A 25,524-nucleotide genomic window follows, 5' to 3' on the forward strand; every position below is an offset into this window, starting at 1 on the left:
GGTTATTTTAAAATTGGGGAAATACGATTAAGAGCACTAATAAAAGGGGATTTTTCTATGTCAGAATTTACTCATTTTAATGAACAAGGACGAGCAAAAATGGTCGATATTTCCGACAAAGAAACAACCGTCCGCACCGCTTCCGCTAGATCTAGTATCACTGTTTCAAAAGATGTATATGACCAGATTCAACAGGGAACAAATAAAAAAGGTGATGTTTTTGGTGTATCACAAATTGCCGGAATTATGGGAGCCAAAAAAACATCCGATATTATTCCGATGTGCCATCCGCTTTCCTTAAACGGGGTTGATATTCAGTTTGAGTGGGAAATTTCTGAAGGAAAATCATACGTTATTATCATAATCGCTGAAGTAAAAGTAAAGGGGAACACAGGTGTAGAAATGGAAGCACTCACCGCAGCATCAACCGCTGCGCTTACGATTTATGATATGTGTAAATCAATTGATAAAGATATGACCATTGGACCGACTTTTGTTTTGAAGAAAACAGGTGGAAAAAGCGGTGACTACGAGCGTACTTAAAAATAATAGCCAGCAGACTTTCAACCTGTCTGCTGGCTGTTCATTAAAATATTAGGCCATATCCAGTCAATATAATGACGACAAGTAAAATAATACAGGCCACCCATAACATTGCTTGAGGCTCGTTCCTTTTCTTTTTGCCAACTAACATTTCCATGACACCAATGACAATGACGGCCAGAACCCCTTTAAAAATAAATTCAAGCGGGAACCCGTATGAAACTAACATTCCTACACCTGAAACAATCATGATGACAGCGAACAAGCGCTGTAACATTAGCGTGATTTTTTGTTTAGGCAAGAAATAGCTTACAAGAAAAAACAGTACAAGAAGAAACCATGAACCTTCATGCGCTCCTTGAAACATACTTAACATTTTCCACATATCTCCTTTTTAATAAGTTAATATTTCCTCTTCCCAATATATAGAACAAACTCCATGCCCGCAAGCTTTTACTGCTGCTGTTCTTCTATTGGGGCTATGAGAAAAGCTTTAAACCGGCGGCAGAAATTATAATTAATCCAATACAGCTTAACCTGAACCAATCCTTAGGTTCATCGTACCAAATCATACCAAGAATGGCTCCTCCTGCTGTGCCAATGCCTGTCCACACCGCATAAGTAATCCCCATCGGAAGAGTATTCATAGCAAGAGCTAAAAACGCAAAACTTAACCAAAAACTTATCACCAAAAAGAAGAAAGCACGAATTGTTTTATCATGGTGCAATTTACTAATCATCGTTACTCCCGTCATTTCAAACAAGCCTGCAACAATCAGATAAACCCATGCCATTATATCCGTTCCTCCCTCGGCTTATCTTCAGCAAGCTTTAATCCGATAATACCGATTAATAATACCCCGATTAATACCATTTTTATAGGGCCCAGCTGTTCTCCGAATAGAAATGTATCAAACAGTACTGTTCCAACCGTACCAAGTCCGGCAAAGACCGCATAAACGGTCCCTACAGGTAAAAATTTTCCAGCCATCACTAACAAATGAAAACTGATGTATATACAAACAAATGTCAAACTCCATTCCCACCACGAAGCGGCATGTTTTAATCCAATCACCCATCCTATCTCAAACATAGCGGCGATGACGACTTTCACCCATTGCATATTCATTTTATCATCTCCCCAAAACCCTTCCATGAATCTCCATCTTATATTGTAACCAGAGCAGGTGGATTTGTCTAAATCAGGAGACTAAAGAATTTTCCGTTCTTTCCCATTCATAAATACGTTCATGTTTCACACGATAACTAGTGTCGGTCAAACATCTTCGAACGACGTTTGGAGACAAAAAGGAGACCCACAAATGAAACCATGGGGGAGAATATTTATGGGTATATTAAGCGGCAATCCACAAGAAGAACCGATGCATTATGGGGAAGTGTTCGGAGCATGGACTTATTTAACCAGCTTAAAAGGTATCATATCTGGTTATCAAACAATGATGAACCATACTGGAGATGCTGATCTTTTTAAATTCATCGAGAACATGGTGGATGAAGCCAAAAGAGAAGAGATGGAAATGGAGCAGCTTCTGAAGGAAAACGGGGTTGGTCTGCCTCCATCCCCTCCAGAAAGAGCTTATTCTGATCATGAAAACATTCCAGTTGGAGCACGTTTTAATGACCCTGAAATATCCGCTATGATTACAAAAGACATTGCAACGGGATTGGTCGCCTGCAGTCAAGTGATAGGTCAATCAACCCGCGAAGACATTGCGATGATGTTTGGGCGATATCATTCTAATAAAGCTCAAGCAGGAGCAAAGCTTTTGCAATTGAATAAGGACAAAGGCTGGCTTGTATTACCACCGCTTCATATCGAAACTCCACAAAGTGTTACTGTATAATAAAAGGGTGGGAGTTCTCTTTAAAAAGAGGACTCCTGCTTTTTTTGATCCTCTCTAAAGATAACCGTTATGTTGATGACGACGATGAAGGAAAAGAAAATTCAGTTTTTCCGTTTTTCAAGACAAGCATCGCATCAAATGTCCGTTTCCCTTTAAAACCTTTTATTACCCGCGTTTTTCCTTTTTCACAAAGATCACGAACTTGCGCCTCGGTAATGGTTTTACTTAAAATAGTACGATTAAAGGTTTGTTTACATCCATTTTTGTAATTCGTGCATCCATAAAACGATTTTCGCTGTACAATTTCTCCTTTTTGGCATGATGGACAGAGAGCAATGGGCTGTTGTGTTCCTTTTTTTCCTTTTGCCCTTCTTGGCTTCGGCAAGCCTTCCGTAGAAATTGTTAGTTTATCAATCTCTGCTCCTGCAGTATCAACTAAGTTTTTAGTAAAAGCTGAAGTGTTCTGGATAAACGTTTGTTTTTGTGCATTACCTTCTCCTATTCTTTTTAAAAACAACTCCCATTTTGCTGTCATTTCTGGTTTTGATAATAAAGAACCTTCGACCGCCTGGCATAAAATCTCTCCTTTTTTTGCAACATGAACAATATTTTTTTGAACATAAATATATTCCTGTCGAATGAGCGTCTTTATAATATTACTTCGCGTCGCTTCTGTTCCAAGTCCCTCGACTTCTTTTAACGTAGCTTTCGCTTCTTCATCTTCATCGACCAGCTGACCGCACGTTTTCATCATATTAATTAGTTGCCCTTCTGTATAAGGCTTTGGCGGCTTTGTTTTATCTTTATGAATATGTACAAAAGCATCAGCCGACATTCCTTTTTCAAGTCGCGGTAATGCTTGGATCTGCTGTTGGTTTTGTTTCGAATTTTGTTTGGACGAACCAAACAATACTTTCCATCCTCTTTGTTTTTCTACATTCCCTTTACTATAAAATCCCAGACCTTTAACAGCAGTTGTTACAATTGTTTCTTCATATTCATAGTCATAGTGGAACATGGCCAACGCGCTTTTTACTATTTCAAAATATATATTTTTTTGATCCGTACGAAGCTTTTGCACCGCTTGTTCCGTTGGAATTTTTTTCGTCGGGATAATGGCGTGGTGCTCCTTCACTTTTTCATCATTCACAAAACGTTTATTAGGCTGCAATGAAGAAGGTTCAAATATATCACCTGTTACTCGTTGATAGCTGTCCAGATTTTTTTGTACGTAAGCAAATTCATTCTTTGTAATATGCTGTGTATCCGTTCTTGGATAGGTAACAAGCTTCAACGGTTCATCGTATAAACTTTGAACAATTTCAAGCGTTTTGGACGGACTGTACTTGTATTTTTTATTAGCCAACGTTTGAAGACTCGATAAAGAATGCAATAATGGCGGTTTGACGCGTTTTTGACTAACTTTTATATCTTGAACGGTACCTGTGTCTATCTCCTTGATTTGATGCTTTTCGATAACTTTTTTTGCTTCTTCTTTTGTTTTGTAACGCTTATTGACTTTCCCTTGATAGGTTCCATTGTTTGTTTTAAAGTCTGCTTTTAATTCAAAATAATCTTCAGGTACAAACTGTTCGATTTCTTTCTGACGGTTGTAAATAAGTTTTAACGTTGGTGTTTGGACTCTTCCAACGCTGAAAACGTGATTTAATCCTTTTGATTTCAAAAGCAATGTATATAAACGACTCGCATTCATTCCGACAACCCAATCAGAAATTTGGCGGGCCTGCGCTTCCTCATACAAGGAGACAAACTTTTCTCCAGGGTGAAGACGCTCAAAGCCTTTCTTCACTTCTTCTTTTTCAAGGCTGTTAATCCACAGGCGTTGCGTAGGCTTTTGACTCACCCTTGCTTGTTTTATAATACTCCTCGCTATATTTTCACCTTCTCGATCACAATCGGTTGCGATAATAATTTCATCTGCCTCACGCAACAACCCTTGTACAATCTGAAATTGTTTTTTTGTTTTATAAGCCGTCTTAAATTCAAAACGATTTGGAATCATTGGCAAGGTATTCAAGTTCCAGCGTTTCCAAGACGTGCTATATTCCGCCGGGGTTTTTAATTCAACCAAATGGCCTATTCCCCAAGTAAGAATAGCTCCTGTTGGAAAAGTAGAACAGGCAGGTATCGTCATGTATCCTTCTTTTTTATTTCCTTTGGGAAAAGCTGCAGCATACGCTTTAGCCTGACTTGGTTTTTCTGCTAATATAACGGGCATCATTTCTCGCTCCTTTAACCGAATAAGAACGAACGTTCCTTTCGTTATTATAAATGATTTTTCTTGTTTTACAAACGACTTCTCTTATCTTCTATTAAAAAAAATGATAAACTTTTATAGGAATTACCAGAGATGGAGGTCATACCTGTGAGTCATTTAAAAGAAGCAGGCTTCGAATATTATCAATTGAAAAATGAAATACAGTACGAAGGAATAGAAGATGATTTAAAAAAGCTGACAAACGCATTTGATTATTTGCCGGCAGATGAATATGCTCCCGATCTGAACAGGTACCGCCGATACGCTAGAGCCGTCATTATGCCGGGAACACATGAAATAAAATGGCTTCCTGAAACAAAAATAGACGGAAAAAATTATTATGAATATTTTCAAGGAAGTTTTAATCCAGAGTATATGGGAGAATATCGTCGTTTTCCTGCACTGACAAAAGAATCGATGCAAAATAAATTACTCGAAGAAATTATACGGTTTGATTTTCGGGAAACATTTTGGATGAGAGAAGATGCACTAATGCCGTTTCATGCGGGGATTCATTTTGTAAAGTTGTTGGTAGAAAACGAAGGGGATGTCGCTGTTTCGTCTCCTAATAACCTCCATCAAGACGGTGAACCTTTTACATTCGCTCATCTCATTCGACGTAATAATATAAAAGGGGCGATGAATGCCATTTCTACCCCGGAACATCGCGGAAAAATGCCCGAAGAAGTGCCTGATAGTGAGATAACAACCTCTTTTTATCTGGAAGATCCTTTGGAGTCCTATAGTGTGTATGATCCACTCGTCACACACTATGTTGGCGAAGTAGAAAAAGGGAATCAAGCTGGTATCGGGGAACGCTCCGCCATTCTGATAGACTTTCAACCAACTGTAATTGCTGACCCAGATGTTGTGCGGAGCATGCAAGGAAAGACAAGTAAGATGATTTACGTATAATAGCAGACATGACGGCTGTCCAAAAGGGCAGTCCCTTTTAATTAAAATATTAAGCCGACAGCAGCGCCGTAGCTTCCTTTCAAGCAATAACGAATCTTATACTCTTTTTAATAGGGGTTGGGACAGCCCTCTTAGTTAACAGAAGTTAACGAAACGAGTTCGTAATAAAGCGTAGTGCGGCCTGTTCCCCATTCTGCCTTTGTAATAATAGCAGTTCCAAATGGTTGCTTATCTCCTTCTGTTTGAATAGAGATCGCTGTATCTAGCGGAAAAAAATGATAGCCTTCTTTCACAAGTCGAAATGTTCGTTCACCAAGACGTTCTGAATCTTTATGAGTGATAATCTCCCAATTCATTTCTATCGAAAATCCCATTACATTCCCTTCTTTCGTCATTCAATATTCGAAAACACTACAACTGTGGGTTCAAAAAGAATAAATTAACAACGATTTCCAGTACTTTTTGAACATTCTCTTTAAGTATTACATTCGACATGAACGGCATCATTCCTGCTACAGAAGAAAATAAGCTAAAGCTACACCTGTGCCACCAAACATAAGCGCAAACGGCAGGTTCCACCATGTCATTTGATATGGATTTCGTTTTGTATATTGGCTCATTATCGTTATCGGTACGTTAAATGTTCCAGCTGCATCGTTAGCTAGCGTAGCAGTAATCATGACAATCGCAATGCTCACCGGATTAATATCCTGAAGAAATGGTTCGACAAACATTCCTTGCATACTAATTGTTACAAGAGGATGAACACCAACGCAAGCTAACACTAGTGCACTTAATTGCAAAACAATAAATAAAAGTAGCGGCATCTCTCCTATAAAAGATAATGGTCCTCTTAATTCATTAAAAATAGAAGTACGTTCCACGACTTCATTAAAAACACCTAATGCCAAAAAAAGCAGCATGAAATTCTGCATCGTTTTCATCTGGCCGACCAAGGTGAGCAAATGATAACGCAAAAATATTTTATGACGTTTTATCGCAACTGCCCAGATCAAAGTATAAGGTGCAATGATTACAATAATTGCTTCAAAAAAATTTAGTCCAGCGAGCAAATGAACAACAGCAGCTGTTCCAATAAATAAGAAAAGAAATGCCGCCATCGCTAGAAGTTTCCTCACTTCCTTTTTTGTAAAAGACGTCGATGTCGCAGTATTTTCAAATGAATTTCTTTTATATTTCATCGCAAGCAGCCAATCCAATAAAAGCATCGTTCCAGAGAAAACAAGCAGCCAAGGAAGGATACGTAAGTAAGATACACTTGTTATTCCTAAAACAAGTGCGATGTAAACTTCAATCGGACTCCATACATTTACACTCGCAAATGAACGCAGCATCGATTGTGTCGCAAATCTATGAAAGACTTTTTCCTTAAAATCAATTAATCTATGTTCAACAAAACGGTATACAATCGGGATTGCCGATAAAAAAATGAATAATCCTAGAATATAATGAGTCAGCGATGTTCGTCGATAAAACTGAGCTAAGTCCGTTGCGTTTGTCTGTAATAGACGATACAAAGATCGTTCATATCGGCCAACAAACATAAAATGATTAATAATAGGAATCATATATAAAAGAGATAACAGCAATGCCATAGAAGTAAAATAAAATGGAACTTCAGCTAAAGAAAGATCGTAGAAGAAAAATAGAAACAGGGACACACTGAAAAACACAGTTGCCAGTATTTGATACGTACGATTCGCTTCACGAAAAGATATTATTATCGAAAAGACACCAATAACTCCCACAGTATACAACAATAACTTTGATTCTATGAAAATATGAACGATATACAATAATACGTATGATGTATATGTGATAAATCGCAGTCCTTGCATCAAAAAAACCTACCTTAAGAAAATAAAAAAAGAGCACCACCACCTACGGCTGGTACCCTTTCATCATATCATAACGAATAGAAAATCTTTCCGCTCGTCTGCTCTTTCGACATAATTTCCCGGGAAATAACGTCACCCCGTATATTTTGGTTTCCTGTTTCGTTTTAAAAGTTGAAATTTTTTCTTCCTGGAGAAAACAGATAACAGAATGGAAGAAAAAACGAAAATAATGCCGACGACCTGCCAATTCGTTAACTGATCATGGAATACCCATACGCCTATCATAATTCCAACAATAGGCTCAATTGTTGCAAGAATAGCAGCATGGCTTGATTCAATATATTTTAGACCAGCAGTATATAGGACATAAGCTAAAATAGTTGAAATAACCACACTTCCCAGCGAATAAACCCATACCATCGGTTCCGCGAATGGTTTAAGATTCTTTTCAATTCCACTAATCGGTAGTAAAAAAAGCCCTCCACAAAGCATCGAATACGCTGTGATTGTAACGGAGTGATATTTTTTACTTACAAACTTTCCAATAATACTGTATAACGCACAAAAGAAACCAGAAGCCAAACCAAATAATAGGACAGAAACCGTCAAGTTCATCGCTCCAAGAGGAAAGAACCCTGCTACTAAACTGCATCCAGCTAATGTTAATATAATTGCAGCAACCTTATTAACTGTCAGCGATTCCTGGAACACAAACCGGGAAATAATCGCAACAAATACTGGACTCGTATACAAAAGGACGACCGCAACGGATAGAGACGATTGCTCCATTACCGTAAAGTAGCACCAATTAAATAAAGCAATACTAATGACACCAAGACCTATAAAATAAGGAATATCTCTTAAGTGAATGTTCAATAAATACGGTCGAATCATACCAATAATCCCAAACATCAATATTGTTGATAAAGTCATTCGTATCGTAACCACTTCAAGAGGAGAGAATCCAAAGTTATACAAACTTTGCACAAATAACCCCGTCAATCCCCAGAACGAAGCTCCAAAAATTGTGATACCATACGCAGCAGTTGACCGCATCTTTTTCACCTTCTTTTGCTTTAGAGAGTCATATAGGAAAAGCGCAAGCGCCCTGGACAGTGGAAGTTAGGCTAAGAACGCCACGTCCTGTTTCAACGTCGAACTGACCCTCATCGTGTGGGCGTCCGAGCGGCTGGGCGCTGAAGCTGGATCCCAAAAACGCCAACATTTTATACTTCCCTATCTTCTCACCTTGGAACAGGAAATACTACAGGAAAACAATATTATATAGGAATAGTTTTGACCATATTTGATCATTATATTTTTACCATGTCTCCGCAAAAAAAGGTTAGTCATTTCTATCACTATTTTCTATATACAAATGAATACTTTACCCTAAAGTCATAATTTATTCGGTTGGCAGAATAACCGCTATACAACTAAACTTATCGTACCGATGGTTACATTTCATTAACTATTCGCAGTAGGCTTTTCCAACTTGCTTTTTCATAGAAATTACTTTGAAAGCCGGTTTACCCGGTTTTTCAACCGTATATCTATCAAAAATAGTGTACCCCATTTCTTCATACCTTTTAACATTTTGAGGAGTGGACGCCCTTACTTTACAATACACTGTAGGCTTCCCTAACATAATTGCTTTGTCTTCCACCCACCTTACAAGAGCCCTTCCAATGCCCTTCCCTCTTTTATCCGGGAGAACCGAAAGACGAAAGAAATACAAAGCAGCCCCGTCTTCTTTCACCCTAACTATTCCTGCAGGGTTATCATTCATATAACAAACAGCTACTGTTTCTTCTTTGTTTCGTACAGCAATTTTGATAGATTCCGTTGTTTCTTCCATTGCTCCGGAAGGCGGTGAATCGTTTTTATATTCTTCAAAAGCACTCTGCATCACAATTCGAACCGTTTCTGCCTCTTCTGGTTTCGCTTCTACTATTTTCATTACTTCCTCCAACTTAAGTTCATTTATCTCTACCTATTTTAGAGAGTTCGTATCCGTAATGCAAAAAGCCAGCGCCTGAATATTCAGGCACTGGCTGATTCTTACTCTTCGTGGTGATTATCGTTTTCTTTAATCTTAAATGCTCGTACTTTGTTGTCCGCTTCTTCGCTCATTTGATTCAACTGCTCGGCTGCTTCTGATACACTTTGCAGCGCTTGCACCTGCTCATCTGTGGACGCTGTAATTTCTTCACTGGCCGATGCGGATTGTTGAATGCTTGCGTTAATATCATCGAGTTTTGCCACGATGTTATCTTTTTTCTTGTTCATCACCGTAACATCTCCGGAAATAGCTTCCATCGCTTCAGACATTTCATTTGCTACACCTGTAAGACGTTCGAAAATGTCTTTTGTCTCGAGTACGGCTGTCCGTTGATTTTCGTTCGAATCCTTTACATCTTTCATCGACATAACCGCTTCTTCGGATTCTTGTTTCACCGAATTAATTCGTTCTTTTATCTGGCTCGTTAAATCGGTTGTCTGTTCAGAAAGTTTCCGTACTTCACCAGCAACCACCGCAAAACCTTTTCCGTGTTCCCCTGCTCTTGCCGCTTCTATACTAGCGTTTAACGCAAGCAGGTTCGTCTGTTCGGAAATATCTTCAATATTAGCGAGGACAGACTCAATGTTTTGCACATGATGCGATAGTTCATTAACCGTCGAGCTTGCCTTATCTGTCTGTGTCGACGCTGTTTCAGAGGCTGACTGCAGGTTGTCCATCTGCGTCATCCCGTCTTTATGATCAGCTTCTTGCTTGTCACTCATCTCATTCATGGTCCCCACTTTCGTGGTTATATTTTCAATGGACGAGGCTAAGTCATTTGCCGCACTATTCGTTTCTTCCGTTTGCCCGGACATCGATGTTGCGGATTCAGCCACATCGCGGATCGCTTTGTTAATATCCTGGCTCGACGCTGTCGTTTCTTCTGAGGTCGCACTTAATTGTTCGGAAGAATCTTTTAACTGAAATACTGTACTCCTCATCGAACGAAGTAGTTCATTCATATCTTTGGTCATCTGGTTGAATTGACTGCCAAGTACGCCAATCTCATCATTCGTGTCAATGGATGTATTCACGTTTAGATCCCCTTGGCTCACTTGTCCCATCTTTTCTTTTAATGTATTGATATGACGAGTCAAACGACCGGAAAAGATAAATATAATGATCGATCCTAGACCTGCAATGACTATCGTGTAGGTAATAAGTTGCGTTAATAATCGATTTAATGGAGCATATAACTCACTTTCCGGTACTGCTAATGACAGGGTCCATCCCGTTGTCGGTAATGTTTGTTGATACACAAGATGGTCTTCTCCATCGTACCCCATCGTGTGGATTTCTTCTTCGTTATCAACAAACGACTCTCCAAATTCCCCATCATCACTAACATTAGCTGTCATTACTTTATCACGATCCGGGTGAGCAATATACTGCCCTTCTTCATCCGAAATAAAGGCATATCCAGATCCGTTCATATCAGAGGCACCAATATGTTCTTGTAACGTCGACAAGTCTATGTCTGCCGTAACAACACCAATTGTTTCGCCTGAATCATCAGTGAAAGGAACAGAAGTCGTCAACATCGTTATACCTGTTTCCTCATCATCATATGGTTCGGTCCACACAGCGTCTCCATCTGATTCCATTCCAACTTTATACCATTCCCAGCTCGGGTAGTCATAATCTGGTTCTTCATAAGCTTCGGTATATACGGCCTCATCTCCGTCTTTATACACATAAGGTCCGAAAAACTCCGTATCCTCATCATAAGCATACGGTTCATACCAAACGCCTCCGCCTAAAGTATCTTCATTATTCCAAATTGTATTCTCTAAAACATTTGCAATTTGCTCTTTTTCAAGGCTAGAACCTTCACTACTCAACAGAGAAGACAAACTATCTCCAATGCGCTCATGTCCAACAAATCTTCGCTCTGTCGCTTCCGTTAACTCATTACTAGTCGCCTTCATATTATCTTGCAAAGCTGTTTCTAAATCAGCCTTTGTTATAAAATAAGAGACTAGTGAAATCGTAGCACCCGATATTAATACAAGCGGAATAAAGATGGCCAACATCTTTTTTCGCAGCGTCATACTTCCTTTCATACGAATACCCCCAACCTTTATAAGCAAAAAGGCTTATTTGTTCACAACATCTATTGTAACGAAAATCGATAAATAAGCAAATAGTCATATGTTATTATGGTAATGTGTGACAGCGTTTACTCTCTCTATTAACACTATTTAAAATAAATTTAATGAATTTTATTGTGCAGTTTAAATGAGGAATTATTTCACATCGATGTATTCTAAATTAATTTGAAAAACAGAAATGTCCTCCAAAAAAATTTGAAGGACATTTCCACTAGGGGCATATTCTTAAACCCACCACCTCTATATCAACAACCAACCTCTTCAAGTAAATCATCATGGTATCGACCTTGAGTAAATACATCCAATTGATGAAGAGCTCGTGTCATCGCAACATATAACAATTTAATATCCAATTCATTCTCCGGATGAAATCGTTCCTCTGTTGTAATTAGCATAACGCCATCAAACTCCAAGCCTTTGGATAAATAAGACGGCAAAATTTGCACTTTCTCCTGGTTTAGCACTTCGTCCTCTTTCAACATTTGCAGCGGCTCCTCTATTTCACTGTTTACCGCCTCCGCAATGACTTTCGCTTCTTCATTCGTTTTTGTTACAATCGCCATCGACTCTATATTCTTCTCTTTCCACTTTGCAATATTAGCTTTCACCCGTTTTCCCAATTCTTTCATATCGACAAAATGATAAAATGCGGGCACATCTCCTCGACGGACAACAGGTTTTGCTCTAGGAAGGTCTTTGTTCTTGCTGTAAGAAATCACTTGGTTGGCAACCTCCATAATTTCTTTGGTTGTACGATAACTTTGTTCGAGTTCCGTATAGGTTGCCTTAGGGAAAATATGATCAAGTACTTGTTGCCAATCCTGGATGCTTCGGTAGCTATGAATACCTTGTGACAGGTCGCCTAGCATTGTAAATAAATCCGTTCCAAGTACGTGTTTTAACATATAGATTTGGAAAATACTATAATCCTGTGCTTCATCAATTACTACGTTTTTAATTTTTTGAGGTAGTTTGACACCATACAAAAGGTGCTTCAAATATAAAAGCGGAGCCGCATCTTCGTATTCAAGCTTGTTTCCTTTCAAACGTTTCTCGTGGTAAGCTGCCAGTTTCTCTGCGTCTTTCTTGTCCAAAGATCCATCACTATACTTTACTAGCATGTCCGTATCTTTCATCAATTCTTTATAGTAATCATGAACTTTTTTCTTACTAAATTGCTTCACATAATCCGATACAGCTGTTTTCGATAGTTCTTTCAATTCCACCATATGCGCTTCTTTTCGATCAAACGTCTCTACTACCTTTTGACGGCGTTCTTCAGGATCTTTCACTCCATGCCGATACTTTTCTATTTTGTTATCATAAATTTCTTCAACTTGTTCAAAAATTTCTTTTTGCCTCGTCTTCGCACTTTTTTTAATGACTTCTTTTATTTTGTCCAATCTTTGATAAGCCGGCATATATGCATACTGTTCTTCAAAAAGTTCGCGCGAACGTTCCCCTTTAAATAACACAAACCGTTCTAACGTGACATCTTCACTCGGTACTAATTCCTTTTCAACCGCTTTTACGTATCGTTCTAAGACGTCTTTAAACTCTAAAGACCCTTTCCAACCAGCAATCCATTCCATATCAGTTGTATCGGCTTCGGTTTGTTCTACAAGCACCAACAACTTTTCGTCATAAGGAGTGAACGTATACTTTTTGCCTATCGCTTCTAAGAAAAAATCGGTAAATGTCGTTTGTTTTACATCCTCTACACCGAGCTCCGGCAAAACATCTGAAATGTAATCTAAAAACAAATGGTTAGGGGCTAGAATCATCATTTCATCTGGATTAAATGTTTCGGCATACGTATAAATAAAATAAGCAATACGATGCATCGCAATAGTCGTTTTCCCACTACCAGCTACTCCTTGCACAATTACCGGCTTGTGCATATCTGCACGGATAATCCGATTTTGTTCCGCTTGTATTGTCGAAACGATATCTTTCAACCGTTTATCCGCGTTTGTTGTTAATGCTTCTTGCAACATTTCATCTCTTGCGGTGACGTCAATATCACGCATGTCTTCAAGCTGACCTTTTTCAATCGTATATTGACGCTTGAGACTAAGCTCCCCTTCATACATCTGTCCATGTGCTTCATAACCAGCTTCGCCGATTTGCCCTTCATAATATAAATTGGCAATAGGAGAACGCCAATCCACAATAACGGGGTCATGGTTCTCTTCTGTATAAAGAGACGCTTTCCCAATATATAATTGTTCTGTCACGCCCGTGTGTTTAGGTGTGAAATCGATTCTTGAAAAATATGGTTTTTCCCTTACATTAACTAGATTTCGAAAATTTTTATCCGCCATATCAAGCAAATTAGCATTAGCTAAAATATTAACATAGCTCAAACTGCTGTCGAGATGATCTAATTCTTCCATCGCGTGCTTAATATTACCTTGAAAAGCATCTTGATCATTGGCGGCTTTCGCCAGCACATCCTCTAAGTATTGTTTCGTATTCTCCAAATGATGCTTTTCCCGTTTAAATTCGTTTTGTCCATGATCCGTCATCAAGAACCCCTTTCTCTCATCTATTTACACGCATATATTATCATATCCTAAGATGTTCCTCACTCCATTCTATTATTTGATACAATGAAGAGTGTAAATATACGTAAAGCGGTGATTATTGTTGTTAGAAGATACGGGAGAACGTATCATTCCTAAAGAAATGAAACCAGAAAACGGCATGTTATTGGAACATCTCGCACGTTATACTTTTGCAGCTTCTTATGTCAAAGGACGAGTTCTAGACATAGCGACAGGTACCGGATACGGAGCTCAGATGATTGCTAAAATGAATAAAAAGGATATATCAGAAATGATCGGTGTTGATATTGATCCTTCTACTATTCAATATGCAAAACAGCATTACTATCATCCTCTCCTTACGTTCCAAACGGGAGATGCGTTAGATCCAAACTTAATGAACGAGATTGGTACATTTGATACCATTCTTTCTTTTGAAACAATCGAACATGTTCCGGATGATAAATCATTTTTTGAAAATGTCATGAAGCTATTACGTCCTGGAGGCATCCTTTTATTATCAACACCTTTTGGCCTGGGAAGGGGAAAACCGAGCCGTTCTCCTTTTCATTATCACCAGCTCACAGAAGAAGAATTCCGGGATTTGTTTTTAGCTTATCCTCATACGTCCTTTTATTTTCAACGAGGGGTAACCATTGAACCTAAACGACCAGCACGGCATTATCCACTCGGTGTTGCCATATGTACTAAAACGGAACATGTCCACTCCAATGAAAGATTTGTTCAAGGAGCCTTCGTCCAGCAAACAGAGGAAGGTCCTGCTTATTACATTATAGACAAAACCAACGTGGAACAAATAGTCAGTAAAAAAACATTTTATCAAGCTTTAGAAACGATAGAAGCTTCCTTGGCATAACGGGAAGTGAATGTGTAGTTATAGAATGAAAAATGGTCTTAAAGCAGAAGGAGTGATGAAACGTGGATTTATTTAATCAACAAACGATGAACGAGAGACTGCTCGCCTTAGAAGAAAAAGTGCAACCTTTTAAAGAAAGAGCTTTTAAGCATGACCAGGAAGCTTCTTTTCCCGTTGAAAATATAAATGAATTAAAAGACATCGGATATACAGCACTAACTGTTCCAAAGCGTTATGGCGGAAAAGATATTTCATTATTGGAATTTGTGAAGGCTCAACAAATAATTGGAAAGGCAGATGGTTCCACGGCATTATCTATCGGCTGGCATATGGGCATTGTTCAAAACCTCGGCGAAGAAAACAGTTGGCCGGAAGATATTTATGCCTCTTTTTGCAAAGAAGTTATAGAAAATGGCGCCTTGCTCAACAATACCGCAACAGAGCCTGCCACAGGAAGTCCAACACGAGGCGGCAAACCGGAGACAACAGCTGTGTTTAAAGACGGGAAGTGGCACGTAACTGGACGCAAGACGTTTACAACAATGGCACCGGTACTGGATTACTTTGTTGTCAGCGCCACTATCACAACAGATGAAAGCGTCGCAAACTTTCTGATTCCACGCGAAAGTCCAGGATTGTCGATTGAAGAAACATGGGACTCGATTGCTATGCGGGGAACAGGAAGTCATGACCTTGTATTGGAAAATGTGAAAGTTCCAGAACATCACCTCGTCGCTTATCTAACACCTGGTAATAAACCAGCAGCAGGATGGTTACTTCATATTCCTGCCTGTTACTTGGGCATTGCAGAAGCTGCAAAAGATTATACTGTTGGTTTTGCGAAAGAATATTCACCAAATAGTATAGAAGGCACTATTTCCGACCTACCAAATGTAAAACAAAAAATCGGGGAAATGGAACTTCTCATGCAGCGAAACAAGCATTTTCTTTATGGCGTCGCACAAAAGTGGGACAACGCCAGTTATGAGGAACGCCAAGACATGAAACCAGAACTTGGCGCTGTAAAGTACAGTGTCGTCAATGATGCTGTGAAAATCGTTGACATAGCAATGAGGATTGCTGGCGCTCGCAGCCTCTCTAGCAAAAATCCACTCCAACGCTATTACAGAGACGTCCGTGCCGGACTACACAATCCACCAATGGACGACATGACTATCATGCTTTTAGCGTCAGATGCGATAAAAAAAGTGGAAACCTCCTAATCCATAGGTTCCGCTTTTTGACTAAAATAAATTGGATAATTTATCATACGCCATAATCACCCCTGCTAAACCGAGACCTTGAAAAAACGTTACAACAAGGTCTCTTTTTACTGATGTAGCGCGATTCGTGAATACATTAACAAGCCTGGCAATAAGAAATCCGCATATAAAAATCGTAAGAGCCAGCACACTATAAAATTGCACCCCTCTCCCTCCTCGTATATTATATTTAATCCCTTTTTTAAGAAGCTTATATTTCGTTTCTTCAAAAGTCTTATCCATGCTTTGCTGGTATGGTAAACTGCTCCCCATTTTTTGGACACTTCATTCCCACAGGAGTCTACGTGTAAGTCCACGGTTGGCCGGCGGTTGTTTCAGAAATTTGACATCTGCTTTAACTATACTTTTTCTATTGACATATCACCGCAGGTCTTATCTATGTATAAAAGGTAACGTGTCATCAATTTCTCTGGACATTACATTTTTTCCTTTGGATGTGGAAGCATAAGACTAATCACATACTTATTTTTTACAAAGGAGGAAAACATGGATCCTAGAAATCAACAAATACAAGGGCAACCTGCTCAAACACAACCAAAACAACCAGGTATAGAATCAGATATGAATCCTCTTCCTATTCAACCAACAGAATATCAAGGAAGCAATAAACTAACAGGACGCGTTGCTCTCATTACTGGTGGCGACAGTGGTATAGGACGAGCCGTATCAATGGTTTACGCAAAAGAAGGCGCTCATGTCGCCATCGTATATTATGATGAACATAGCGATGCCAACCAAACAAAACAGCTTATCGAAGCAGAAGGTGTTCAATGTCTTTTACTTGCCGGAGACTTAAAAGAGGAATCTTTTTGTATAGACGTTGTTCAACAAACCGTAAATACATTCGGACAATTAGACATAGTCGTCAACAATGCTGCGGTCCAATTTGTGCGTAATGATATATCTGAAGTGTCCGCTGAACAGTTAGAAGAGACGTTCCAAACAAATTTCTTTTCTTATTTCCACGTCACAAAAGCGGCGATTCCCCATTTAAAACAAGGTAGTTCCATCATTAGTACAACATCGATTAATGCATATCGTGGCAATCCGGAACTGATTGACTATTCCGCGACAAAAGGAGCAATTGTTGCCTTCACAAGAAGTCTGGCCCAGCCATTAGCCCAAAAAGGCATTCGCATTAATATGGTAGCTCCAGGTCCTGTATGGACACCTTTAATTCCTTCCACTTTTCCAGCAAATCAAGTAGCGAATTTTGGGACGAACACTCCAATGGGGCGTCCCGGCCAACCATCTGAACACGCCAGCGCTTACGTATTCCTCGCCTCCGATGAGTCCTCTTATATGACCGGCCAATCAATTCATATAAATGGGGGAGACTTTATTTCCTCATAAGTTTACTTTACCATCTTTTTTAAAAGAAGTTGGGACAAAACCTTTATAAGAACGAAAAATCGCTGCGCCAAAATACTTCGCTTTCCGCGGGCACGGCTCGAGCCTCCTCGGCAGAAAACCCCTGCCTGCGGGGTCTCGAGACACGTGCTTTTCCCGCAGGAGTCGAAGTATTTTGGCTCCGCTAATATGCAGCTTTTGACCAGCGCAAGACATTCGTGTTTACTACCGCATATTTTTCTTTTGTCCCAACCTCTTGTATATTTTTATTCTACTCTACAAGAATGATGAATTGATGAAACCATGTTCTTCTCCGACTTATCCAGCCACAGAACATCCGTTTATCTGACACCATTCTGTTAGTGCCTGCTCTGCGGTTTGTTTGTCCTCCAGTTTGAATTGAATCCAGCACGGAACTTTCCCTTTGCCTAGATCAATCTTTAACGTGTTCTCTTCTTCCCACACCAGCTCGCGAATCTGCATGCCCCAGAATTCGTTCGGCCCTATTTTAATCCAGGCCTCATGAAATTCAACCGTCGTCCAGACTAGGGATGTTTTGGGAGCCAACTGCCCGTATCCATACAACAGCGCCCCTATCCCAAAAAAGGTAAGTGGGACCGCTAGCACATCGGTAAAAAAATACATCACCGCTCCAATCCCTGCGAAATAGACTCCCCCCAATTTGTATGAAGGCGCAACACTCAGATTTTTCGCTTCAAAACTGTCCAGCACCTTGCTTTTATCGGCAATAATCTCTTTCCATTGAAATGAAAGATGTAACGTAGCCCACATTCGGTAGATTCTTATAATAGGAACAAAAACAAGTAGCTGAATGCCGATTATTATGAGAATCCCGATATTCCATGTGAATAAAAACAACAAAGCTTCCAGGGGAATAAGAGCATATACAAAAGCATTATATATCCATTTCAGCACCGGGTAAGGTTTGTATTTTCCTTTAAAAGATACATCTGGCTTCGGGTCCTCTGGCTGGGCGATGGTTCGCTCAAAATGCCATTCCCTTTGTTGCTTCCAGTCGTCAGAAGTGGACTCAGATAGATGTCCAATAACCCTTACAACGGATTGCAGATAATTTCTTTCTAAAATGATATTAAATACATAATCCCTTTCAGCTGAAAAGTTTTTCCCTCTTTCTATGTGTCGACTTAAACTAGCATGTTCTTCCAGTGCAAATAGGTCCTGAAGCCACGGTTTATACTCTTCTTGAAGTGTCTCCCATAACGATATTATTTGATTACTATTAGGTTCGGACAATCTCTTTTCCGATTCAGTCTTTTCCACTACTCGCTTAAGAGAATAAAGACGATTTAGGATTTGGCTTTCATAAAGTGGTTTCGCTTTCAACATTGGTATAACTACATTGATTGCCTGGGCCCTTTCTGGATTGTAGTCCCTCGCCACGTCAACTGCTATTCGTTGGATAAGCTCCTCCATCCGCTGTTCGTCTGGATTCATTCTAAGTCGTGCTTCTAAAATTGGTATTAACGAAAGAGCTTTCTTAACCCACATCCAATAGGTATACGCCTGATGAATCGATTTTGCTACTTCATCGTCCACTTTATTTCCATTTTTATCGAGTACTATCGAATGCATGAAATGATCATCGTACGTATCCACTGTAAATTGACCAACCAAATAATAGTCCTCATTTTCCCACTCAATCGGAAACGTCCGGTGGATTGAAAATTCGGGCAAGGCATGGGGCTTATACGCCTTCTTTTGTGCTTTCGTCAGCTTTTTCGTTACATGTACCGGTTTCATCGCTTTCCCCACCATCCATTCATTCCTCTGTCATCCAAGGTTCTAAGTCTTGTAGAATTTCCTCTTCGGTTCCTTCTTCAAGAGAGTGGGATTTCTTCATCCCAAACTATTGAAAATATAATTATCAAATATTTAATGAATCTGCAATACTCTTAAATACAGAAACAATTTGCCTCTTAAAGTGATATTGGCGCCATTCTTTTTTTATCACAATTCCAAAAAAAACAAAAGTTTCCTTAAAAATATACTGTTAGTAGATTTATCCCAAAAAACCATTTTCTCATCAGGAACACCACCTCTATACCCAGATCAATAGTTTTAATCTAATCTCTTGTTTACATTCTCTTATATATTGAAAGACATAATCTAACACATAGTTAGCGTTTTCTGGCATAAAAGTTATAATATTCAGTTTTTATCAGGGGTTAGTGTAGTTATTAAGGTATAATTTTCAACTATTTTCAACATATTTCATAATAGAATTTTTATATGTAAGTCGTTCCTAAAACACCATTATAAAACAGTCGCTTTTTAAGACGACTGTTTCTTTTGGATATATTTTTCAGAGCAGGTATGTTCTTTTCTTTTTGTCGTTAATAACACCCCGCTAATAACGACAAGCGCTCCTATTATTTGTGTCATCGTTATCTCTTCTCCAAGAAAAAGTAAGGAGCCGGCAATAACAAACACAGGTAATAAATTTAAGAAAATAGAAGCTTGTGAAGGACCGACTTCTTCCACTCCTTTATTCCATAAAACAAGCGCAATTAAAGATGGAAAAATACCTAAATACAAAAGACCTAGGGCATGATTCATTTGAAAAATATTCGGAAATCCATAGGCGCCCCACTCTAAAGCTGCAATCGGGAGCAACACCATATTTGCAATCACAAGCATGATTACCAAACTACCGTATATAGGGAACTTTGTCATATGAGATTTCACCAAAATCGAATAAGCTACCCAAGTCGCAACCGCAGCAAGCATAATAACATCGCCCTGATTAAAAGCGAGTTTTCGAATGATCTCCCACGATCCTTCCGTAATTACCCAGATTGCTCCTCCCATCGACAAGATAACCCCAAACCACTGCATTCCTTTCAATCTTTCCCCTAAAAACAATAAACTGAAAAGAATCGTGAATACCGGAATAGACGCTTCCATAATGGCGACGTTTGTTGAACTCGTAAACTGCAATGATGCATAAATAAAGGAGTTAAAAAAAGCCACTCCGGTTAAACCAAGCGCTAAAATGGCTTTCCATTCCTGTTTAAATGTCGCTTGATAAGCATTTACTTGTTTCCAACCTATAGGAAGCACAACGATAAGAGCTATAAAAACGCGAAAAAAAGCAATCGTATAAGGTGGAAGTTCATTCATAGCTTTGCCTACTATAATATTACCTGAAAAAATAATTGCTGTTACGACTAAAAAGAGATAAGCTTTCATTTCAACCCCACCCTTCAAAAAACCTTCTTCATTGTATCTAATTGTTAAAAATAGAGTAAGCCCCTCCTTTAAATATCAAGGAAAAATGCCGAAATAAAAAGGGGAAGTTATTTGTTAAATAGTTACACAAAAAAGGGGCTGTGGACCAATGAAATTTGCACTACCATTTACAAAAAAACAAGAAGAGTCTACCTACATAGATAAGGATAACGACAATGTTACATTAAATATTAGAGGCCACGAGGACCTTCAGAAGCAATTGGATCTCATTTCATTTACGAAAAAAGATCTTCACATCATTAAAAACTTAGAATCAACCGTCCATAAACATATTAAAGAAATTACCGATGAATTTTATCAAGCCGTCACCGCTCAACCTGGTTTATTAGATATCATAAAAGAACACAGCAGCGTAGAACGTCTAAAGAGTACATTTCAACAACATATTAAAGAAATGTTTTCGGCTCGTATTGATGAAAACTTTATAGACAAACGTAGAAAAATCGCTTTTGCCCATGTGCAAGTTGGACTTCAAACAAAATGGTATATGGCTGCATTTGAGAAATTATATTTATCTCTTTGTCAAACCTATATGGAGCAGTTGGAAAATCAACAAGATATGTTACAAGCAATAACTGTAACAAGTAAACTTATAAACTTTGAACAACAAATTGTTTTAGAAGAATACGAAAACGAACATGAACGAATTCGTGCAAAACACGCTGCCACAGAAAAAGAACTCACTCAACATGTCAGTGTAACCGCGAATGAATTAGCTTCCTTATCTGGACAAACGAGCGATTCTGTAAAAAAACTAAACGATCAAGCCACAGGAACGATGGAATTGGCTAAAGAAGGGTCAGCTTTAGCACAAGAATCTCAAGCACGTTCCGATGCCGGAAAAGAACAATTACAATCCCTGCACGCTAATATGAATGACGTCAATACTAGCGTGAGTAATATCTCTGAACACGTGAGTAAACTAAATACAATTTCAGCACAAATGAATGAAGTCATAGAGTTAGTGGATAAAGTGTCGGAACAAACAAACTTACTCGCTTTAAACGCATCAATAGAAGCAACTCGTGCTGGTGAACACGGGAAAGGTTTTGCAGTTGTTGCTGGTGAGATTCGTAAGTTATCTTCTCAAACCAAGTCATCAACATCTAGAATTGCTGAATTAATTGAAAACACAAAGGAACAAAGTGAAAAAGTGACCTCGGCTGTCGACAGCATTGGAGAAGTCGTGAACAATGGGACAAACAGTCTTTCTAATACAGATGAACATTTTGATGAAATTCAAGAAGCTATGCGTAAAACGAAAAATCAAAATGACAGTATTGAAAAAGAGCTGGAAAAACTCTTATCTTCTGTCAACGAAATCGACAAAGCTTCTGGGGAAGCAGCAAATTCTGCTAATCAACTAAAATCATCTACAGACCGCTTTACAAACGTATAAACAATCACCGGATCATACGCTGAAATCTAAAAGCGTATGATTTGTTTTTTTATCAGTTTAGGTATAAACTGATAAGGGTAAGATAACACTAGAAGGGAAGTATGACATATGTTCCATAACGATAAATCATCCCCTTCCTCTAAACAGGAAGAACGTTTATCCCTACTTCTCTGGTTTCGTTTATCCCGCTTTTACAATCAAAGTCTACGACGCTCCAATTTTCATTTAAAAAAATGGGGGCTTACCGTCGCCCAGTTTGATGTGCTCGTGCAAATTGGTACACACCAGCCTTTAACACAAAAAGAACTGGCGGCTAAATTGTTTGTAACGAAAGGAAACATGACCCAGGTACTTGGACGAATGGAAGAACTGGGCTGGATTAAACGAGAACAAGAGTGGAAAACAAAAGTATTATCTTTAACAAACCTTGGAAAAGAAATGTATGAAGATGTTGTCCCACACCAAGAACAATTTCAGGCTTCTCAATTTCAAGGACTTACCAAAGAAGAACAAAAGCAGCTTCTCGATTTACTTCGTAAACTGCAGCACCAAAATAACAATGCGGAGGAATTAGAATGAATATAAAAGGAATACACCATTTATCTGCTATAACAGCTAATGCAAAGGAAAACCTTAACTTTTACACTAATGTTTTAGGCTTACGGTTAGTAAAAAAAACGGTTAATCAAGATGATACATCCGTTTACCATCTATTTTATGGTGATGAACGTGGAAATCCCGGGACAGAGCTCACATTCTTTGAAATCCCAATGGCAGCTCCGAACCAACCAGGAACAAGCAGTATTTCTGCCACATCTTTGCGGGTAGCGGACGATGAAGCTTTACATTATTGGAAAAAGCGTTTAGAGGAATTCAATGTAGAGCACGAAGAAATAAAAGAACGAGGCGGACGCCATACGATAGCATTTAAAGATTTTGAAGGACAGCGCCTCATTTTCGTATCTGATGAAACGAACGAAGGTGTGCCAGGTGGTAGATCATGGGATAAGGCACCGGTCCCTCAAGAACATGGAGTAACCGGTCTTGGCCCTATCAAACTTACCGTCCGCGATGTTAAACCAACAGAAAAAGTATTAATGGACGTTATGGGATTTCACAAAATAGACAGTTATCCATCTCCAGAACAAGGACAACCGGACATTATTGTATATGAGACAGGAGAAGGCGGAAGTGGTGCTGAAATTCATATTGAAGAACGTCCGAACCTTCCTTTTGAAAGACAAGGACGCGGCGGCGTGCACCATGTAGCATTTCGTGTAGAAGACTTAGATGAACTCGAAAAATGGATTGAGCGCATCAGCAATGTCGGTCTACCAAATTCCGGATTTGTCGAGCGTTATTATTTCAGATCTCTCTACTTCCGTGAGCCAAATGGCATCTTGTTCGAAATCGCAACGGATGGACCTGGCTTTGACGGCGATGAAGATATAGAACACTTAGGAGAAACACTCGCTCTCCCGCCGTACTTGGAGCCGCAGCGCGAAGAAATTGAAGCAAAATTAAAACCACTTGATTACAAACCAGGAGTGTAAAAGGAGATTTACGTCATGAAGCATATTTTTAAAGAAGGTAAACAAGACGCACCTGTTCTGTTGTTACTACACGGAACCGGAGGCACTGAAGAAGATTTGCTTGAAGTAGCTAAAATGATTGATGAAGACGCTTCTGTTTTAAGCGTGCGCGGCAACGTTTCCGAAAATGGAATGCCCCGCTTTTTCCGACGTTTAGCAGAAGGAGTTTTCGATGAAGAAGACCTTATCTTTCGCACAAAAGAACTATATGAGTTCATCGATGAAAGCGCGGAACAGTATGGATTTGACCGGAGTAACGTCGTTGCCGTCGGCTATTCTAACGGGGCCAATATCGCCGCCAGCTTATTATTCCATTATGAAAATTCCTTAAAAGGGGCTTTGCTCCATCATCCAATGGTTCCCCGTAAAGGTGTCGACATACCAAACTTGGACGGGCAATCTGTCTTTATTGGCGCAGGGGCTAATGACCCGATTTGCGCTTCTGAAGAAACCGAAGAACTATCTAAATTGTTAGAAGAAGCAGGCGCTGATGTCCACGTACAATGGGAACACAGCGGACACCAACTAACCATCGAAGAAGTCAAAGGCGCCGCAGCATTTTACAAAAACAATATAAATTAGTCTACGTCCAATATTATCTTTTTTGACAATTTCAGAAGGTTGTTATGGAGAACCCATAATGACCTTCTTTCGTTTTTTACATTTAGTTTTAAAGAAAAATCGTTACCGCAGAATAAATCAGCAAACAACCACATTTTTATCTCCCCTAAAATCCACCATTATGATAGACGGATATAGAGCCTTCGTGAATCAACCTAGTACTGATTTCAACAAGTTTCAAACTCAACGCTCTCGGTCTGTATTTTTAAATACAATCTTCCATAAACTAAAGTTTCAAATATTGTAAAGTACGCTTCACGGCGATACGATAGAAAAAGTACAGCCGCAAGGAGGTTATCATGTTCACATTTAAACAGGTCTTATATAAAGATATTTTAAACATTGATGAACTCCATATTGATGAAAAATCAATAACCGCTTTAATCGGCGAAAGCGGAACGGGCAAGTCAACGTTATTAAAGCTAATGAATCATTTGATAGCTTGTACAGACGGAACTATTTCTTACAAAGGAACTCCTGTTGAGGAATTGGATGCAGTAAAGCTTCGCCGTGATGCCGCTATGCTTTCTCAAACTCCGGTTTTGTTCGGTGAAACCGTGCGGGAGAATTTAGAAGCAGGGCTTCTCTTTTCAGAAAAAACACTTCCTTCAGAGAAAGAAATGATAGACGCCATGCAGCGTTATTATTTAGAAAAAAACCTAGATGACAAAGCAGACAAACTGTCCGGCGGGGAGCAGCAGCGATTAGCCTTAGCACGAATTACCTTGTTAGATCCAGAAGTATTCCTTTTGGACGAACCAACTTCTGCTTTGGATGATGAATTAGAACATGACGTGATGGAACGATTTATGGCGTATGCCCAAGACAATGAAAAAACCGTTATATTCGTGACGCATTCGCAATCCATAGCAGAAGAATTCTCTGACACGATCATTGATATCACACCATATTCAAAAAAAGGACGTGATTAA

General features: G+C 39.2%; 24 protein-coding genes. 11 read left to right on the forward strand and 13 right to left on the reverse strand.

Annotated elements, in window-relative coordinates:
• Positions 1–57: 57 nt before the first annotated feature.
• Positions 58–543 (forward strand): cyclic pyranopterin monophosphate synthase MoaC, encoded by a 486-nt coding sequence (gene moaC, locus J2S78_RS12125; protein ID WP_306898910.1) that lies wholly within the window; start codon positions 58–60, stop codon positions 541–543.
• 43 nt (positions 544–586) lie between these two features.
• On the opposite strand, the gene J2S78_RS12130 is transcribed toward moaC, so the two are convergent.
• From J2S78_RS12130 to J2S78_RS12140, 3 genes are all read right to left on the reverse strand, one after another.
• Entirely contained in the window at positions 587–919 is a 333-nt protein-coding gene (locus J2S78_RS12130; protein ID WP_306898911.1) for a DUF1516 family protein, read from the reverse strand.
• Between the two features lie 103 nt (positions 920–1,022).
• On the reverse strand, positions 1,023–1,337 hold the full coding sequence (locus J2S78_RS12135; RefSeq protein WP_306898914.1) for a DMT family transporter: 315 nt from the start codon (positions 1,335–1,337) through the stop codon (positions 1,023–1,025).
• The gene (locus tag J2S78_RS12140; protein WP_306898916.1) at positions 1,337–1,672 is read right to left on the reverse strand and encodes a DMT family transporter; all 336 of its coding nucleotides are present in this window, start codon (positions 1,670–1,672) and stop codon (positions 1,337–1,339) included. The genes J2S78_RS12135 and J2S78_RS12140 overlap by 1 nt, the downstream gene beginning before the upstream one ends.
• Before the next feature lie 217 nt (positions 1,673–1,889).
• Between J2S78_RS12140 and J2S78_RS12145 the strand changes: the two genes are divergently transcribed.
• Positions 1,890–2,408: a DUF3231 family protein gene (locus J2S78_RS12145; RefSeq protein ID WP_306899595.1), complete on the forward strand. Its 519-nt coding sequence runs from the start codon at positions 1,890–1,892 to the stop codon at positions 2,406–2,408.
• A gap of 67 nt (positions 2,409–2,475) precedes the next feature.
• On the opposite strand, the gene J2S78_RS12150 is transcribed toward J2S78_RS12145, so the two are convergent.
• Positions 2,476–4,650: a type IA DNA topoisomerase gene (locus tag J2S78_RS12150; RefSeq protein ID WP_306898917.1), complete on the reverse strand. Its 2,175-nt coding sequence runs from the start codon at positions 4,648–4,650 to the stop codon at positions 2,476–2,478.
• A gap of 144 nt (positions 4,651–4,794) precedes the next feature.
• Here J2S78_RS12150 and J2S78_RS12155 point away from each other — a divergent pair, with 144 nt between their 5' ends.
• Complete coding sequence (locus J2S78_RS12155) at positions 4,795–5,601, forward strand: 2OG-Fe dioxygenase family protein (RefSeq protein WP_306898919.1); 807 nt, start codon at positions 4,795–4,797, stop codon at positions 5,599–5,601.
• A gap of 131 nt (positions 5,602–5,732) precedes the next feature.
• On the opposite strand, the gene J2S78_RS12160 is transcribed toward J2S78_RS12155, so the two are convergent.
• The 6 genes from J2S78_RS12160 to helD all read right to left on the reverse strand — a co-directional run bounded on the left by J2S78_RS12160 (position 5,733) and on the right by helD (position 14,161).
• A complete protein-coding gene (locus tag J2S78_RS12160) occupies positions 5,733–5,975 on the reverse strand; it encodes a DUF2584 family protein (protein ID WP_185819513.1) in 243 nt (80 codons plus the stop codon).
• A 138-nt stretch (positions 5,976–6,113) separates the two neighbouring features.
• Positions 6,114–7,460: a hypothetical protein gene (locus tag J2S78_RS12165; protein WP_306898921.1), complete on the reverse strand. Its 1,347-nt coding sequence runs from the start codon at positions 7,458–7,460 to the stop codon at positions 6,114–6,116.
• Between the two features lie 132 nt (positions 7,461–7,592).
• The gene (locus J2S78_RS12170; RefSeq protein ID WP_306898923.1) at positions 7,593–8,516 is read right to left on the reverse strand and encodes a DMT family transporter; all 924 of its coding nucleotides are present in this window, start codon (positions 8,514–8,516) and stop codon (positions 7,593–7,595) included.
• A 415-nt stretch (positions 8,517–8,931) separates the two neighbouring features.
• Complete coding sequence (locus J2S78_RS12175; RefSeq protein WP_306898924.1) at positions 8,932–9,420, reverse strand: GNAT family N-acetyltransferase; 489 nt, start codon at positions 9,418–9,420, stop codon at positions 8,932–8,934.
• 101 nt (positions 9,421–9,521) lie between these two features.
• Positions 9,522–11,585 carry a methyl-accepting chemotaxis protein gene (locus tag J2S78_RS12180; RefSeq protein ID WP_306898926.1) on the reverse strand — a complete coding sequence of 688 codons (2,064 nt, stop codon included), beginning with the start codon at positions 11,583–11,585 and terminating at the stop codon, positions 9,522–9,524.
• 293 nt (positions 11,586–11,878) lie between these two features.
• Positions 11,879–14,161 carry an RNA polymerase recycling motor HelD gene (helD, locus tag J2S78_RS12185; protein ID WP_306898929.1) on the reverse strand — a complete coding sequence of 761 codons (2,283 nt, stop codon included), beginning with the start codon at positions 14,159–14,161 and terminating at the stop codon, positions 11,879–11,881.
• 121 nt (positions 14,162–14,282) lie between these two features.
• Here helD and J2S78_RS12190 point away from each other — a divergent pair, with 121 nt between their 5' ends.
• Positions 14,283–15,056 (forward strand): class I SAM-dependent methyltransferase, encoded by a 774-nt coding sequence (locus J2S78_RS12190; RefSeq protein WP_306898930.1) that lies wholly within the window; start codon positions 14,283–14,285, stop codon positions 15,054–15,056.
• Positions 15,057–15,118: 62 nt separating this feature from the next.
• Positions 15,119–16,279, forward strand: coding sequence for an acyl-CoA dehydrogenase family protein (locus J2S78_RS12195; RefSeq protein WP_306898932.1), 1,161 nt, complete (start codon positions 15,119–15,121; stop codon positions 16,277–16,279).
• 21 nt (positions 16,280–16,300) lie between these two features.
• Here the strand turns inward: J2S78_RS12195 and J2S78_RS12200 are convergent, their stop codons facing one another.
• Positions 16,301–16,483 (reverse strand): hypothetical protein, encoded by a 183-nt coding sequence (locus tag J2S78_RS12200; protein ID WP_306898935.1) that lies wholly within the window; start codon positions 16,481–16,483, stop codon positions 16,301–16,303.
• Positions 16,484–16,825: 342 nt separating this feature from the next.
• Here J2S78_RS12200 and J2S78_RS12205 point away from each other — a divergent pair, with 342 nt between their 5' ends.
• Positions 16,826–17,692, forward strand: coding sequence for an SDR family oxidoreductase (locus tag J2S78_RS12205; protein ID WP_306898936.1), 867 nt, complete (start codon positions 16,826–16,828; stop codon positions 17,690–17,692).
• A 315-nt stretch (positions 17,693–18,007) separates the two neighbouring features.
• On the opposite strand, the gene J2S78_RS12210 is transcribed toward J2S78_RS12205, so the two are convergent.
• Both J2S78_RS12210 and J2S78_RS12215 read right to left on the reverse strand, forming a co-directional pair.
• Positions 18,008–19,471 (reverse strand): hypothetical protein, encoded by a 1,464-nt coding sequence (locus tag J2S78_RS12210; protein ID WP_306898938.1) that lies wholly within the window; start codon positions 19,469–19,471, stop codon positions 18,008–18,010.
• 531 nt (positions 19,472–20,002) lie between these two features.
• Positions 20,003–20,920, reverse strand: coding sequence for a DMT family transporter (locus tag J2S78_RS12215; protein WP_306898940.1), 918 nt, complete (start codon positions 20,918–20,920; stop codon positions 20,003–20,005).
• A 148-nt stretch (positions 20,921–21,068) separates the two neighbouring features.
• Here J2S78_RS12215 and J2S78_RS12220 point away from each other — a divergent pair, with 148 nt between their 5' ends.
• The 5 genes from J2S78_RS12220 to J2S78_RS12240 all read left to right on the forward strand — a co-directional run bounded on the left by J2S78_RS12220 (position 21,069) and on the right by J2S78_RS12240 (position 25,524).
• Entirely contained in the window at positions 21,069–22,379 is a 1,311-nt protein-coding gene (locus J2S78_RS12220) for a globin-coupled sensor protein (RefSeq protein WP_306898942.1), read from the forward strand.
• A gap of 108 nt (positions 22,380–22,487) precedes the next feature.
• Positions 22,488–22,958 (forward strand): MarR family winged helix-turn-helix transcriptional regulator, encoded by a 471-nt coding sequence (locus J2S78_RS12225; RefSeq protein ID WP_306898944.1) that lies wholly within the window; start codon positions 22,488–22,490, stop codon positions 22,956–22,958.
• The gene (locus tag J2S78_RS12230) at positions 22,955–23,932 is read left to right on the forward strand and encodes a ring-cleaving dioxygenase (RefSeq protein WP_306898946.1); all 978 of its coding nucleotides are present in this window, start codon (positions 22,955–22,957) and stop codon (positions 23,930–23,932) included. Before J2S78_RS12225 ends, J2S78_RS12230 begins: the two co-directional genes overlap by 4 nt.
• Before the next feature lie 15 nt (positions 23,933–23,947).
• Positions 23,948–24,553 (forward strand): alpha/beta hydrolase, encoded by a 606-nt coding sequence (locus J2S78_RS12235; protein WP_306898949.1) that lies wholly within the window; start codon positions 23,948–23,950, stop codon positions 24,551–24,553.
• A 338-nt stretch (positions 24,554–24,891) separates the two neighbouring features.
• Positions 24,892–25,524, forward strand: a complete 633-nt coding sequence (locus J2S78_RS12240) for an ABC transporter ATP-binding protein (RefSeq protein ID WP_306898950.1) — start codon at positions 24,892–24,894, stop codon at positions 25,522–25,524.

Origin of the sequence: Salibacterium salarium, from assembly GCF_030813635.1 — a bacterium.
Classification (GTDB): domain Bacteria; phylum Bacillota; class Bacilli; order Bacillales; family Marinococcaceae; genus Salibacterium; species Salibacterium salarium.

Bases quoted from the DNA above. Each gene is read 5' to 3' on its own strand.
- moaC (WP_306898910.1), top strand. From the start codon at position 58: ATGTCAGAATTTACTCATTTTAATGAACAAGGACGAGCAAAAATGGTC.
- J2S78_RS12130 (WP_306898911.1), bottom strand. From the start codon at position 919: ATGTTAAGTATGTTTCAAGGAGCGCATGAAGGTTCATGGTTTCTTCTT.
- J2S78_RS12135 (WP_306898914.1), bottom strand. From the start codon at position 1,337: ATGGCATGGGTTTATCTGATTGTTGCAGGCTTGTTTGAAATGACGGGA.
- J2S78_RS12140 (WP_306898916.1), bottom strand. From the start codon at position 1,672: ATGAATATGCAATGGGTGAAAGTCGTCATCGCCGCTATGTTTGAGATA.
- J2S78_RS12145 (WP_306899595.1), top strand. From the start codon at position 1,890: ATGGGTATATTAAGCGGCAATCCACAAGAAGAACCGATGCATTATGGG.
- J2S78_RS12150 (WP_306898917.1), bottom strand. From the start codon at position 4,650: ATGATGCCCGTTATATTAGCAGAAAAACCAAGTCAGGCTAAAGCGTAT.
- J2S78_RS12160 (WP_185819513.1), bottom strand. From the start codon at position 5,975: ATGGGATTTTCGATAGAAATGAATTGGGAGATTATCACTCATAAAGAT.
- J2S78_RS12165 (WP_306898921.1), bottom strand. From the start codon at position 7,460: ATGCAAGGACTGCGATTTATCACATATACATCATACGTATTATTGTAT.
- J2S78_RS12170 (WP_306898923.1), bottom strand. From the start codon at position 8,516: ATGCGGTCAACTGCTGCGTATGGTATCACAATTTTTGGAGCTTCGTTC.
- J2S78_RS12175 (WP_306898924.1), bottom strand. From the start codon at position 9,420: ATGAAAATAGTAGAAGCGAAACCAGAAGAGGCAGAAACGGTTCGAATT.
- J2S78_RS12180 (WP_306898926.1), bottom strand. From the start codon at position 11,585: ATGAAAGGAAGTATGACGCTGCGAAAAAAGATGTTGGCCATCTTTATT.
- helD (WP_306898929.1), bottom strand. From the start codon at position 14,161: ATGACGGATCATGGACAAAACGAATTTAAACGGGAAAAGCATCATTTG.
- J2S78_RS12205 (WP_306898936.1), top strand. From the start codon at position 16,826: ATGGATCCTAGAAATCAACAAATACAAGGGCAACCTGCTCAAACACAA.
- J2S78_RS12210 (WP_306898938.1), bottom strand. From the start codon at position 19,471: ATGAAACCGGTACATGTAACGAAAAAGCTGACGAAAGCACAAAAGAAG.
- J2S78_RS12215 (WP_306898940.1), bottom strand. From the start codon at position 20,920: ATGAAAGCTTATCTCTTTTTAGTCGTAACAGCAATTATTTTTTCAGGT.
- J2S78_RS12220 (WP_306898942.1), top strand. From the start codon at position 21,069: ATGAAATTTGCACTACCATTTACAAAAAAACAAGAAGAGTCTACCTAC.
- J2S78_RS12225 (WP_306898944.1), top strand. From the start codon at position 22,488: ATGTTCCATAACGATAAATCATCCCCTTCCTCTAAACAGGAAGAACGT.
- J2S78_RS12230 (WP_306898946.1), top strand. From the start codon at position 22,955: ATGAATATAAAAGGAATACACCATTTATCTGCTATAACAGCTAATGCA.
- J2S78_RS12235 (WP_306898949.1), top strand. From the start codon at position 23,948: ATGAAGCATATTTTTAAAGAAGGTAAACAAGACGCACCTGTTCTGTTG.
- J2S78_RS12240 (WP_306898950.1), top strand. From the start codon at position 24,892: ATGTTCACATTTAAACAGGTCTTATATAAAGATATTTTAAACATTGAT.